General features: G+C 37.0%; 12 protein-coding genes. 7 read left to right on the forward strand and 5 right to left on the reverse strand.

The window, feature by feature from the left end; all coding sequences use genetic code 11:
* Nucleotides 1-103 precede the first annotated feature (103 nt).
* The 4 genes from ACSHXM_RS02130 to ACSHXM_RS02145 all read left to right on the forward strand — a co-directional run bounded on the left by ACSHXM_RS02130 (nt 104) and on the right by ACSHXM_RS02145 (nt 2,098).
* On the forward strand, nt 104-715 hold the full coding sequence (locus tag ACSHXM_RS02130; protein WP_435687076.1) for a hypothetical protein: 612 nt from the start codon (nt 104-106) through the stop codon (nt 713-715).
* 166 nt (nt 716-881) lie between these two features.
* Nucleotides 882-1,211, forward strand: a complete 330-nt coding sequence (locus ACSHXM_RS02135; protein WP_435687077.1) for a hypothetical protein — start codon at nt 882-884, stop codon at nt 1,209-1,211.
* A 132-nt stretch (nt 1,212-1,343) separates the two neighbouring features.
* Nucleotides 1,344-1,514, forward strand: coding sequence for a hypothetical protein (locus ACSHXM_RS02140; protein WP_435687078.1), 171 nt, complete (start codon nt 1,344-1,346; stop codon nt 1,512-1,514).
* A gap of 116 nt (nt 1,515-1,630) precedes the next feature.
* Nucleotides 1,631-2,098, forward strand: a complete 468-nt coding sequence (locus ACSHXM_RS02145) for a GNAT family N-acetyltransferase (RefSeq protein ID WP_435687079.1) — start codon at nt 1,631-1,633, stop codon at nt 2,096-2,098.
* 64 nt (nt 2,099-2,162) lie between these two features.
* Here the strand turns inward: ACSHXM_RS02145 and ACSHXM_RS02150 are convergent, their stop codons facing one another.
* Nucleotides 2,163-2,966, reverse strand: coding sequence for a sulfite exporter TauE/SafE family protein (locus ACSHXM_RS02150; RefSeq protein ID WP_435687080.1), 804 nt, complete (start codon nt 2,964-2,966; stop codon nt 2,163-2,165).
* Nucleotides 2,967-3,083: 117 nt separating this feature from the next.
* Between ACSHXM_RS02150 and ACSHXM_RS02155 the strand changes: the two genes are divergently transcribed.
* The gene (locus ACSHXM_RS02155) at nt 3,084-3,869 is read left to right on the forward strand and encodes an AraC family transcriptional regulator (RefSeq protein WP_435687081.1); all 786 of its coding nucleotides are present in this window, start codon (nt 3,084-3,086) and stop codon (nt 3,867-3,869) included.
* A 75-nt stretch (nt 3,870-3,944) separates the two neighbouring features.
* Here ACSHXM_RS02155 and amt read toward each other — a convergent pair whose 3' ends face one another.
* Together amt and ACSHXM_RS02165 are read right to left on the reverse strand one after the other, a co-directional pair.
* A complete protein-coding gene (amt, locus tag ACSHXM_RS02160) occupies nt 3,945-6,992 on the reverse strand; it encodes an ammonium transporter (protein WP_435687082.1) in 3,048 nt (1,015 codons plus the stop codon).
* 207 nt (nt 6,993-7,199) lie between these two features.
* Nucleotides 7,200-8,645, reverse strand: a complete 1,446-nt coding sequence (locus tag ACSHXM_RS02165; RefSeq protein ID WP_435687083.1) for a DUF5610 domain-containing protein — start codon at nt 8,643-8,645, stop codon at nt 7,200-7,202.
* A gap of 180 nt (nt 8,646-8,825) precedes the next feature.
* Between ACSHXM_RS02165 and trmA the strand changes: the two genes are divergently transcribed.
* A complete protein-coding gene (gene trmA, locus ACSHXM_RS02170; RefSeq protein ID WP_435687084.1) occupies nt 8,826-9,926 on the forward strand; it encodes a tRNA (uridine(54)-C5)-methyltransferase TrmA in 1,101 nt (366 codons plus the stop codon).
* A gap of 48 nt (nt 9,927-9,974) precedes the next feature.
* Nucleotides 9,975-10,445: an EVE domain-containing protein gene (locus ACSHXM_RS02175; protein ID WP_435687085.1), complete on the forward strand. Its 471-nt coding sequence runs from the start codon at nt 9,975-9,977 to the stop codon at nt 10,443-10,445.
* A gap of 16 nt (nt 10,446-10,461) precedes the next feature.
* Here ACSHXM_RS02175 and ACSHXM_RS02180 read toward each other — a convergent pair whose 3' ends face one another.
* Both ACSHXM_RS02180 and ACSHXM_RS02185 read right to left on the reverse strand, forming a co-directional pair.
* On the reverse strand, nt 10,462-10,983 hold the full coding sequence (locus ACSHXM_RS02180) for a hypothetical protein (protein WP_435687086.1): 522 nt from the start codon (nt 10,981-10,983) through the stop codon (nt 10,462-10,464).
* A 75-nt stretch (nt 10,984-11,058) separates the two neighbouring features.
* The gene (locus tag ACSHXM_RS02185; RefSeq protein ID WP_435687087.1) at nt 11,059-12,801 is read right to left on the reverse strand and encodes a DUF885 domain-containing protein; all 1,743 of its coding nucleotides are present in this window, start codon (nt 12,799-12,801) and stop codon (nt 11,059-11,061) included.
* Nucleotides 12,802-12,856: the final 55 nt, after the last annotated feature.

Below are 12,856 nucleotides of genomic sequence, written 5' to 3' on the forward strand. Positions count from 1 at the left end.
TACAACTATGTAAATTCAGAAATAGGGGAAAGTCGTTGGAAGAAAAACAGGAAACTTTCCCACTATTAAGTTGTTAAATGCCACAAAGAGTTGAGCACATATTTTGAACACTGAGTTAAATTCTAAATCTATTTCTAAGATAAAAAAGTCAGCTTCTCAAATAGCTAAAAAACATATTGAAGGTTTTGAGAAAGAGTTAATTTCTGCTCTTGAGTTCTTAATGCAAAAACCTAAATCATGGCTAGCTCAATCAGAGGTGATTAAAGCAATCGGGATTACAGGGTCTAGTGACTCAGTGCCGTACTTATTGGACTTATCTCTTCAGGAATATGATACGTCAATAATATATCGTGATTTAGCTTTCTCGATTTGTATGCTTACAGATATCAAAGAAAAGAAGTTAAGCTATTTTGATAATATCTTAAATAGCTACAATCATATGTCTATTTCAGGTGCTTGCTCCGCATTATTGTATTCAGGTTTTATCCCGAAAAATGAAGATATTATTAATATTTTAAATAATATCTCCGAGTACACTGAAAATGAGGGGCAGGTAATAACACCTAGATGCTATATTGCTGCCGCTTGCTACTCTTGGCCGCAGGAATTAACTAAAGAGTTCTTATCTAATTGTAAAAATTCTTTATGGTCTGGTCTTGTAGAAATTGCTAACGATTCATCTTTAGGTAAAAAAACTAAATATATTTTAGTGTAATGTGGCACTTAACAAGTCATTACAGCAGGACAAAAAACAGCTGGTTTTTGCTCGTGCCTCGCTAATTTTAACCAGCTATTTTATTGCCTCTGAATGAGGCGTTATGTGCCACTGTAAATGGAAATTCTAAATGGTTGAAAAAACACAATTGAAAACAAGGAAAATCTTGGAAGCTCTCGACTCTCGTGGCGAGAAAGGTTGCGGTGTGATTTCTCTGTCGTTAGATACTGGGTTTAGTCAACAGGCACTCAGAGGCTTCTTTCGCAAACACAAAGAGTATTGCGTTCCAATCGCAGGTGAAAGCAAATACAAACTAAATCGACTTACTGTAGAAAACGGTTCTGTAGAACAAATAATTGATTCAATTGAGCAGCGCCAAGCTGAGGAAAAAGTTAGCGCTAGAGTTTCAAATGCATTCTTTTGGGGTCTAATGTTAGGATTAATTGTTCCGCACTTGGGTGGATGGTTCTTCGAATTATATAAGTGGTTGTTTTGAGTTCGGCATATAACAAAAAAATTCAAGCGGACGTTGCCAAGAGCGAGCAACGCCGCTCAATTTGGTGTTAGCAGATTTTTAAAATTTAAAGCTATCGAATAACCTTAATAAAAAATGGTGGAGTTTATATTTATGGATAAATCAGCAAATACATACACAGTAACAGGCTTAATGTTAACTGCAATCGGTGCAGCATTAATTACACAAAAGTTAGATTATTATATAGATCTTATAGTTTGTTGCGCAGGCTTAACCTTTAGTATTATTGGCTATTATAAGGAAAAAGGTAAAGATAAAGAGTAATCGCGATAACGGACGCTAAACAGTTGGTTAGCTTCGTTCCTCGCAATTTTAGCCAACAATTTATCGCCGCTTAGTAAGCGTTAGAGAGCATTAAGGAGTTTGAGTCTAGGCCTAGCATGATAAATAAACTTGATAATTCAAATGCAGAAGTTGCAAAGCAAATTTTCACGATATTTCAAAACTCTTATAAAATTGAAGCACAACTTATAGGTACTCTTGATTTTCCTCCGTTATCGAGAAGCGTTAGAGATATAGAAAATTCAACAACACTATTCTACGGTTTCAGTGAAAACGAGTCTCTTGCCGCAGTTATAGAAATTGTTATAAACGGTGACAACTTAGATATTAATAGTTTAACTGTTGATCCCTGTTACTTTAGAAGAGGCATCGCAGATAAACTGATAATCTATGTTTTACATCAATTTAATTTCTCAAAAGCAATTGTTGAAACAGCGGTTGTAAATACTCCTGCAATCAATTTATACAAGAAACATGGTTTCGTTGAATTTAAACGTTGGACGCCATCACATGGCATTGAAAAACTGGCTATGTCAGTTGAAAATGCTCTCCAACAAGAAAATTAAGTGGGACTGCTAACAGTTGGCTTTCTTCGCTTCGCTCGTATTATAGCCAACAGTTAAAAGCCTTTTATATTATGAATAGAAGCATTTTAAAGCTGAGTATTATGAGTAATAACGCAAAGAGTTTTTTAAGTGTATTTATTGGTAAATGATTGGAGGCTTTTACACCAAAGGGAGCGGTTATAAAACTAGTTAACGAGATTAAAAGTACAGCAGGTAAATACACAAACCCAATAGAGTGGCTCAAGATTGCGTCATTATTCCAACCATGAATTAAATAGCCTAGCGTGCCAGCCAAAGATATTGGTAAACCTATTGCAGCTGATGTGCCAATCGCTTTTTTTAAACATACATTATTGTTTACGAGGTACGGCACAGTTAACGATCCTCCGCCGATAGAAACTAAAGCGGATACAGCACCGATACCTGTGGAAGAAGCGAATAAACTAGTGGTGTTTAATTTATTCTTAGGTCGATTGTTAATATTTTTTCTCAACATTTTTATAGCAGTGACTCCCATATAAAAGGCAAAAAATATTGCTAAATATAGTGAATCTAAATAACTAGCTATGTAAGTTGAAAAGAAAGTACCTAATATTATTCCGACTGACATAACTCTTACAACTCCCCAAATAATGGACTTGTTTTTGTGATGAGCACGCAAACTAGAAATGGATGTGGCAATAATACAAGCCATTGAAGTTCCTAAAGCTAAATGCACTACATTGTTTACCGGCACCCCTTGCGATAGGAATATTGAGGTTAATACCGGGACTAGAATTCCTCCCCCTCCAACCCCTAGCAGACCGGCAATAAAACCAACGAAACTTCCTAATAATAAAAAAGATACTACCCATTCAATCGCTAACATTAATAACCTTATTTGTTAATAAGCACGAACAGCGGCTAAGCTGTTCGGGTTATTAAGAATGGTAAACAATCTCTTAGCTGGTAAGGTATCGATATAAAGACATGTTTTATCGAATAGATGCCAAAATTTATTAAAATCTCTCCCTCAATTGAAAGCCAACAAAAGTTGGCTATGCCGATTACTGTTGTTAGGCGCTCTATTGCTGCTAACTCAGTCGTTTCTAAACATAGCCATAAGTGGGGGCAATTTGTTTATGCAAATAAAGGGGTATTGTTAGTCGTTACTGATAGTGATAGTTATGTTGTGCCACCAGAACAAGGAGTATGGCTGCTGCCGGAAATAGAGCATGAAGTAACTGCTATAACAAAAGTGGCACTAACTAGTTTTTATTTTGACAATGATTTATTAGAGCGTTTACCTGCTCAATCTTGTGTTTTAAAAATAAATAACTTTTTGAAAGCTCTTATCTTGGAAGCTAACTTTATTACTAATGATTACATTTGGTCTGGAGCTGACGGGCTATTGTTAAGGTTAATTTTAGAGAAACTCTCCTTAGCTCCAAACGTCATTTTTCAATTGCCATTTCCAAAAGATCCACGATTGTTGACTATGTTATCTATGATCCAAAAAGAACCATCAAATCGATATGATTTAAGGCAATGGGGGGAAATTATAGGGGCTTCTAGTCGCACCATATCACGGTTATTTAAGAGTGAAACTGGGTTAAGTTATAGCATTTGGCGGCAGCGGTTAAATATTCAAATTGCAATCAGTCAGATAACTAAAGGGGAGTCGATATCGAATATTTCTTCACTTCTTGGTTATGAGTCACCATCAGCTTTTACTCATATGTTTAAAGTGAATACAGGTATGACCCCAAGTTTTTATCGCTCGAAAGAATAAAATCATTTCGTAAATTCAAATATTAGCATTACAAATCGTTATTGAGAGACGCTGCTTATCTCGAGTTAGGCTGAGTTATTGTGTTTGGTTCAACTTTGGCAGTATTTTAAGCCTGGTATCGTCAGCAGACATAGGTCTATAAAAATAAAACCCTTGGAAAACTTCGCACCCTTTGGCTGCCAAAAATTGCCATTGTGCTTCAGTTTCAACGCCTTCTGCTACTGCTTCTAAACCTAAGTTTTGGGCTAGGTTTATGATAGTGGCGCATATTTGTCCGTCTTCTACGGTATTTGCACATTCATCAACAAACGACCTATCAATCTTGAGTACATCTATTGGCAAACGTTTTAAATAATTAAGAGACGAATATCCAGTACCAAAATCGTCAACAGATAGTTTGATATGGAGCCTCTTTAATGCTGTCATGGCTTCAATAGAGCGTTCAATATCTGTTAACAATACACCCTCGGTAATTTCAAATTCAATCAGTGAACCGTCAATTTTGTAGAATTTAAGTTGTTGCTCAACAAACGATATTAAGTCATCAGAGACCAGGTGTTTTCCAGATAAGTTTATAGAAACAGGTACTAAACTTAACCCTTCTTGTTGCCATTGATTAAGTTGTTGAAATACGACTTGAATGACTTTTCTGTCGATATTAATAATTAGGTTTGACTCTTCAGCCAAAGGAATAAATTCTCCGGGAGAAATGAGGCCTTCTTTTGGGTGTTTCCATCTGATTAATGCCTCTAACCCAGTTACCACCTTGTCATTGTCGACTTTACATTGGTATGTCATATATATCTGATCTTCGACTTGCAGCGCCTTTTTCATTTCTTGTTCAAAATTAAATTTGCGCACAGATTTGGTCATCATTTCTTGATTGTATAATTGATAATTATCGCGCCCAGCTTGTTTAGCGTGGTACATGGCAATATCTGCTTGATGGATGAGTTTAGAGGCATCGTGTTGATCGTCATCACAGAGGGAAATACCGATGCTGGTTGGAATGTTGATTTCACGCCCTTCAAGGGTGATGGGTTCACGCATTTGTTGTAATACTTGGATGGCTTTTTTATGGATAATCTCTGTTTGGTGCATGTTATTAAGTAATACTACAAACTCATCACCTCCCCACCTAGCAATCACATCATCACTATTTGTGACTTGTGTTAGTCGTTCAGCCACTTCTCTCAATAATTTATCACCAGCAGCATGGCCTAATGTGTCATTTATATTCTTAAAATGATCTAAATCCATAAACAATACGGCTAAGCCATTAGCTTGTTTTTCATTAATCGAATTTTGAATATTTTCTATCAGGTAGGTTCTATTATATAAACCGGTTAATGGATCACTGTAGGCTAAGTGTTTTAATTTATCTCTTAACTTGGTTTGGCGAGTGGTATCACGAATGTGCAGGGTAAATTCATTCTTAAGTTCACTGCCCAAACTGGCGCCTGTGATGGTAATCTCTGCCGGAAATTTTTCACCAGAACTACGGTGTAAAAATATAGTATTTCGGCGATTATAAAGTAAGCCTCTTGATTCTGAAAACTTGTGTTTTAGGTTGTTCGTAACTTTTTGTTGCTCACTTGGATCAATAAATAATTCAATAAAACTTTTATTGAGTACGTAGTTTTTTAGGTAACCAAAGGTTTTCTCTGCTGCCGGATTGAATTCAATTATTTTTCCATCAAAGTCGATACTTATAATGCTATCCATTGAGGAGTTTAGTATGGCACTTTTGCGCTCTTCACTGGCTTTGAAATTGCCAATCGCCTCATCCCTTTGGCTTATTTCATTGTTCACGCGGTTAATAACTTGATTGTATTGCTGGGCAATTTGGCCCACTTCTGTAAAAGGTTCTACGGGCACAGGAGAGGAAAATTCACCGTCATGTTGTTGTTTTTTCATCGTGCCAAGTAAATCAATCAGTTCAGTTGAAGCCCTATGTTCAGATATATTCATACCTAACATTTCTTGTTCTGGTGTAACTCTTAACTGTATGAACTTACTGATTAATTTTATTAAAACAAAGCTAGCAACAAAGCTATAAATATTGATGGCTGCAACGCCGGTAAGTTGACTTAAAAATTGTTCACTACGGGATAATCCTGTCGACAAAATAGATAAATCAGCAAACAGAGCAACCGCTAAAGTGCCCCATATACCAGCAAAAAGGTGGACTGGAACGACACCTAAAGCGTCATCTAGTTTGTACTTTTCAAGTAAAAGTGTTCCAGTATATAAAATGACGCCGGCTATTGAGCCTATAATTGCTGCGTCTGCTGGACTGATGGCAAAACACGATGCCGTGACGGCCACCAGTCCTCCAAGTACACCATTCAAAACATAAGTCACTTCAAAAAATCGATGAAAGTAATAGTGCAAAGAGGCGCTTATTAGGCCTCCCCATACTGCTGCAATAAAGGTATTTAGAATAATAATGGGCACATTGTCATTAAAGGTTAGTGTGCTACCACCATTAAAACCGAACCAGCCTAACCATATTAACAAGGTGCCTAGTACTGTAAGGGGTAGATTACTGCCAGCAGGTAGATTGTGTTGGTTATCAAACCGTCCAATACGTGGACCTATTATTATTACTGCGGCTAGGGCAACTGAACCGCCTACCGAATGCACTACCGTTGAGCCTGCAAAGTCTACAAACCCTAGTTTTTGTAACCAGCCTAAATTTGTAGGGTTAAAAAATGAAGCCCATGCCCAATGACCTGCAATGGGGTAAATACACGCAGCTAATACAATTGTGATCCACAAGTAGCCAACAAAGGTCATGCGTTCTGCTACTGCGCCCGATACTAACGTGGCTGCGGTGCCACAAAACATTAATTGAAATACAAAAAAACTAATTTGATAGGGAGTGTTATTTTCACCAAAGAAAAACTGTGAGGTGCCAAACCAGCCGTTATAAGAATTGCCAAACATGAGAGCAAAGCCAAATAACCAAAAAACGATAGTGGATAGAATGAAATCAGAAATGTTTTTGGCTGCGACATTGATACTGTTTTTGCTACGAATTTTCCCTGTTTCTAAACATAAAAAACCTGCTTGCATGATAAATACCATAAAAGCACAGATGAGTAGCCATGATTCGGTCATTAACTTTCCTTATTTTAATGCCGTTAGTTTGCTAGAGATGACTGATAAATCAAAGGATTATTTAACTTTTATAGGGGTTTACATGCAGGATTTAGTAAAAAAATGTGAAGTTGATAATTGTTGTTAAAGCAATGTGTAAATCATGTGAATGGAGTGATTATATACCCCTAACTTAACTATGGAATAATCAAGTTAGGGGTATTCATTTTAACTTTGCGGCTGAAAGCCTAAAGGTAAGTTGTTCACTAACTTTTGATTAAAGTCGTTAAAACGATTAATGGCACTAATTAAATCAGGTGTAGCAACATCCCCTAATCTATTAATTAGTTCATTTACCATGTTTTCATAGGATTTGTTGTCTTCAAGTTTTAACCTTGAACCTTCCAACACATTTAGAAGTTTATCCATGTAATCTGCGACCGGTTTAACCGCTTTAGTTGGGTCTTCGTTTCCTTCATTTTCTTCATCAAAATGAGAAACGGTTTCATAAGCTTTAATGACTTGAGTGTTTTCAACTTTGGTTAACTGCAGCGCAAAGCCCGTTAACTCTTGTTCATCAAATCCTAACTCAAGCGCTTGATTAAATGCGGTTTCTATATCGCCGTTAAAAAACTCTTCCGCTAAATCATTCGCGTCTGAAACTAGTTTACCAATGGCTTTTAATTCATCTTCATCTAACTCACCTTTGACTGAAAAAGATAGAGACTGCTCTTGGTAATAAATCGCATTCAGAGTGCTCGAGTCTGTTGATTCTGCTTTAGTTTGGTCTTTTACTTCTGCTGCAGCATCAACTTTGGCTAACTGTGGTTTAGCTTCATTTTCTTCTTGTTCAACCGCTTTGGCCTGTTCATTCACTGGTGCCGTTTGGGTTGGATCGAGTTTGTCCGCTTCTTTTGCGGTTGTTGCTTCTTTTTCTACTGGTGCAGCTTGCTCAGTTACTTCGGCTGATTGCTGGGCAAGTTGTTTGATTTCTAGCTGGCTTAATTCAAATGCCTCTAGATCTTCAAAACGAATATTGACCGTATCACCGTCTTGGGTACGAATGTTTAATTCGCCTGTTTCTAACTTGGCATACGATACTTGTGTACTGTCAATAGACTGTGTTTGCGAGTTACTATTGTCTGCTGAATTAAATATGTCTTGCTTAAGCTTTTCAATGCCCTGTTGAATGAGATTTTTACTACTGCTGATCCCATTTTCAATATCTTCATTTAAAAAGCCAGCTAAGTCTTTTTCAGCTAGGTTTATGCCTTTTAACACGCCAGAAGATGCTTGCTCAAATAAGTCATTAAGTTGTGCTTCGTCTGCGCCATTATTTTTAGCGTTTTTGATAGCGCCGCCAATAAAGTTGAGCACATTTTTTGCGACTTCGTTAAAGTCAAACATCGACTCTTCAGATTCTTTACTTTTCTTCTCTGAAAAATTTGGTTTTTGTTGATTGACTTCTAATGAGTTATTTAACGCATTAGCAAATACTTTTACACCAAATGTTGCACTTGAGCTGAATTTATCTGCTCGCAAAGAAACAAAGTTAGATTGCACATCCATAGCTTGTTTTAATCCAGAATCCCTCAATTGATTTTGGATGCTATCTTTGTCACCTAAATGTTGTGGCTTTTCGCTTAAAAAAGCTTTTAATTGATTAACGTTCATAATTGAAACCTCTCTACCCTCAACTAGTTATCGACCACTATCATTTAATATTTAGCTCAAACGCGTAAAACCCATTAAAATATAGTTAACAAGCGTGATTTACCTGAGTTACTGATTGCAGTATTGACTAAAACCCTTTACCTTGCGCCTTTTTTAACCTTAATTAAAATGGATCGGACGATGCGACCAACCGAAATACAAGCAGATACTTATACTGAGCAACTGCAAAACAAAGCTGAGTTAGTAGAAAAAAGCTTTGCGCAATTTGATATGCCCGAATTGCAAGTATTTGCGTCTGATCCTTTACATTATCGAATGAGAGCCGAGTTTAGAGTGTGGCATGATGGTGAGGAGTTACATCATGTTATGTTTGAACAAGCCACTAAACAAAAATATCAAGTACATCATTTCCCTCCTGCAAGTCAGTTAATTAATCACGTTATGGCTGATTTGATAGCGGCTTTAAAGCGCAATGACGTGTTGCGGAGAAAGTTATTTCAAATCGATTACCTTGCTACGTTAAGCGGTGAAATTATTGTGTCTTTGTTGTATCACAAGCCACTTGATGAACAATGGCAAGATGAGATGCAGACATTGCTCGCTGCATTAAGAGCCTCTTATTCTATTGATATTATTGGTCGCGCTAAAAAACAAAAAGTTATTTTGGATAGAGATTTTGTTGATGAGAGCCTTACTATCAATGAACGTGAATATCACTTTAAACAAATTGAAAATAGTTTTACTCAACCTAACGCGAAGGTGAATATTAAAATGCTCGAATGGGCATTGGATATCACCAAACAAGCCGAAGGGGACTTATTGGAGTTGTATTGCGGTTCCGGTAACTTCTCTATTCCTCTAGCGCAAAATTTCCGAAAAGTATTAGCCACGGAAATATCTAAAACCTCAGTTGCTGCGGCCCAAGTCAACATAAGTAAAAACCAAATTGATAATCTTAAAATCATTCGAATGTCGAGTGAAGAGTTTGTACAAGCGCAACAGGGTGTGCGGGTGTTTCGTCGTCTAGAAGGTGTTGACCTCAAGGCTTATGAGTGTGACACCGTATTGGTGGATCCTCCTCGTTCTGGTTTAGATGATACAACGGTTGATATGGTGAAAGCCTATGCCAATATTATTTATATCTCGTGTAACCCAGAGACTTTGCAAAGGAATTTAGAGGTATTGTGCAAAACTCATAAAGTCACAAGGTTTGCATTATTTGACCAATTTCCTTATACCCATCATGCTGAATGTGGTGTGTATTTGCAAAAACTCAGTTAGCGCTATTGTCAGTGATTATTATGAATGCTGAGCTAGAAGGAGAAATATATGAAATATTGGTTATTTAAAACTGAACCCGACGCGTTCAGCATAGACGATTTGGTCAATGCTCCTGAGCAAACCGAACCTTGGGATGGCATTCGTAATTATCAAGCGCGTAATTTTTTGCGAGATGAAGTTGACGTCGGAGACTTGGTATTTATTTATCATTCTAGCTGCAAACAGGTAGGCATTGTTGGTTTAGCAGAGGTTGTTAAATCTGGATATGTTGATCACACGCAATTTGACCCTGAAGCAAAATACTATGATCCAAAATCATCTAGAGAAAAACCTAGGTGGTATATGGTGGATATACAATTTAGTCAGAAATTTTCTCAATTATTACCCTTGTCAATTATTAAAACGATGGATGATATTAAGGAAATTGGCTTGGTTAAAAAGGGACATCGTTTATCCATTATGCCTGTACAAAAAACAGAGTTTGAAGCCTTATTATCACGCTGCGAAAACAAAGCCTAGTTATCCCTTGTTTGAGTTAACTATTGTTTTCTTCAGCGGGATCGGAGGATTCAGCTGGTTTAGGTGCGCTTTTCCCTTTATCAGCCACTAGATTTCGACAGGCTGCCACAAACCCTTCAACGGTATTTTTACACCAAGGTATTCTAACTTCAGAAGGTTGGCGAGCAATAAATTGACTCACTTCTTCTATAGTAAAACTCTGGCCTTTTAAGGCCTTTCGTATACCCACTTCGACGGTTTCATTGTGTTGGCAACATTGCACAATCACAAACTGGAAATTTTCCAATACAAAATTAGCCATATCATAGTCTTGATGACTCACTAAGCCATGGCTTTTTAAGGCGGATAACTTTATTTGAAATGAATTTTGTAGCACAGAGGACATGGTCATCAAAATTCCAAGGGAATATTTATTTTGTGATTGTAATGTTTTATGAGCTAATTTAGTTTGTTTTAATTCAGATTGAGTGCTTTGGTTGCGTGTCATTACAAACACTAGGATTAACACTAAAACGCCGATTACACCAAATTCAATCACGATATCTCACCTCGATATGTTTTATACCAATCCGCATTGATATTATAAAGTCATTATATTTCAGTTGTTTAGGTATTACTTGTTACTGTTAATATAATTTTGAATGTTCGATTCTAATACAGGTAGCGTCACAGAGCCATATTCAAGTACCGCATTGTGAAATTTACGAACATCAAACTTGTCAGTTAGTTCAGCTTCTGCTTTCTGTCGCAAACGTTTTATCATCATTTCACCTACTTTATATGACAAAGCTTGAGCCGGCCAAGATATATAGCGATCAATTTCGGTTTTGACATTGTGTTCTGACAGTGCGGTATTTTCTAACATATAATCAATAGCTTGTTGTTTACTCCAAGACTTTATATGAATTCCCGTGTCTACTACTAATCGACAAGCTCGCCACATTTCATAACTTAAACGACCAAACTCATCATATAGATCTTCATACATGCCCACTTCTTTGCCTAGGTATTCTGAATACAATCCCCAGCCTTCACCAAAAGCTGATATGTAAGTGTAACGCCTAACATCTGGCACATTTTGCATTTCTCTAGCTAGCGATATTTGTAAATGATGACCGGGTACAGCCTCATGCAAGGTTAAAGCGGTTAGCGCGTATAAAGGGCGTTTATCTAAGGCATAGGTATTCACCCAATAATATCCTGGTTGATCATCTCGTTTGGGTGGAATGTATCGGCCTGTGGTGTATTTGGGAGCAATACTTGAGGGGACAGCTTCAACGCCATAAGGTGAACGTGGTAAATTGTTAAATAACAAAGGCAACTTGGCATCCATTTTTTTGGCAATGTATGAAGCCTGTTTTAATAGTTGCTCTGCACTGCTGGCGTAAAACTTAGGGTCGTTACGCAAGTGGTGTATGAATTGATTAATATCGCCATCAAATTTTAGATTGTTTATGACTTGCTGCATTTCAACGCGAATACGTTTGACCTCTGATAATCCAAGTTGGTGGATGTCTTCAGCTGACATTTGAGTAGTGGTGTAATAATTACTGCGGTTTTGGTAATAGCTGCGACCATCAGGCCAAGAGCTAGCAGCAATATTGTCTTTACTGTTTGGAATGTATTCATTGACTAAGAATTCGTAAAACATTTGGTATGCTTTAAACACTTTGGTGTTAATGGTATTTATGGCTCGTTTCTTTAATTCTGTTTGTAATTCGCCATTTAATCGGGACTGCTTAATTTGTTTAAAAGGCGAAAAAAACACACTTTCTTGGGCTGTTTTATGAATAAACCCCTGCACTGTCTCATCTACACCTATTAAGACTGTTTTAGGTTGCACAAATCCCTTTTTAATACCTTTTTTCATCCAGTTTATTTGTTGCTCAAAATATCGAGGGAACTGGTCCAATCGGGCGAGGTAATTTGAATAATCTTGTGCTGTTGAAAATGGGCTGGTACGAGGTAAGAATGCTAATTGGCTATAAAACCCTGATTCGGATGTGAGTGGCATGTAATGGGCGTTAAACAGATAGTTATCGATATGATTTTGCAAACGGCGGGATTGGATCAATAAACTTATTTGTTGGTTTCTGCTTAGTGTGGATTGGTCTATTTGGGAAAGTTGCTGTAAAAATTGTTTGAATTGTTGGTGTTGTTTAACCAATGTTGACTCAGATAAATCACTAAGTTGATCATCAAAATCGTGAACGCCATAACCTGTGGCTTGGACCGGGTTAGTTTGTAATTCGTATTGCCAAATTTGGGTTAACAATTTGTCGAAATTGTTCGATGTTGCGGCAAAACACGAATAGCAAAAAACGTTCAATATTAGTAGATATAGTATTTTTTGCATTGAAGTTCCCGAGAGCATATTTTGACATCAATATATGCTTAATTTATTCAATTGA

The organism is Paraglaciecola sp., assembly GCF_051252315.1.
Lineage (GTDB): Bacteria > Pseudomonadota > Gammaproteobacteria > Enterobacterales > Alteromonadaceae > Paraglaciecola.

Bases quoted from the DNA above. Each gene is read 5' to 3' on its own strand.
- ACSHXM_RS02140 (WP_435687078.1), top strand. From the start codon at position 1,344: ATGGATAAATCAGCAAATACATACACAGTAACAGGCTTAATGTTAACT.
- ACSHXM_RS02145 (WP_435687079.1), top strand. From the start codon at position 1,631: ATGATAAATAAACTTGATAATTCAAATGCAGAAGTTGCAAAGCAAATT.
- ACSHXM_RS02150 (WP_435687080.1), bottom strand. From the start codon at position 2,966: ATGTTAGCGATTGAATGGGTAGTATCTTTTTTATTATTAGGAAGTTTC.
- ACSHXM_RS02155 (WP_435687081.1), top strand. From the start codon at position 3,084: ATGCCAAAATTTATTAAAATCTCTCCCTCAATTGAAAGCCAACAAAAG.
- amt (WP_435687082.1), bottom strand. From the start codon at position 6,992: ATGACCGAATCATGGCTACTCATCTGTGCTTTTATGGTATTTATCATG.
- ACSHXM_RS02165 (WP_435687083.1), bottom strand. From the start codon at position 8,645: ATGAACGTTAATCAATTAAAAGCTTTTTTAAGCGAAAAGCCACAACAT.
- trmA (WP_435687084.1), top strand. From the start codon at position 8,826: ATGCGACCAACCGAAATACAAGCAGATACTTATACTGAGCAACTGCAA.
- ACSHXM_RS02175 (WP_435687085.1), top strand. From the start codon at position 9,975: ATGAAATATTGGTTATTTAAAACTGAACCCGACGCGTTCAGCATAGAC.
- ACSHXM_RS02185 (WP_435687087.1), bottom strand. From the start codon at position 12,801: ATGCAAAAAATACTATATCTACTAATATTGAACGTTTTTTGCTATTCG.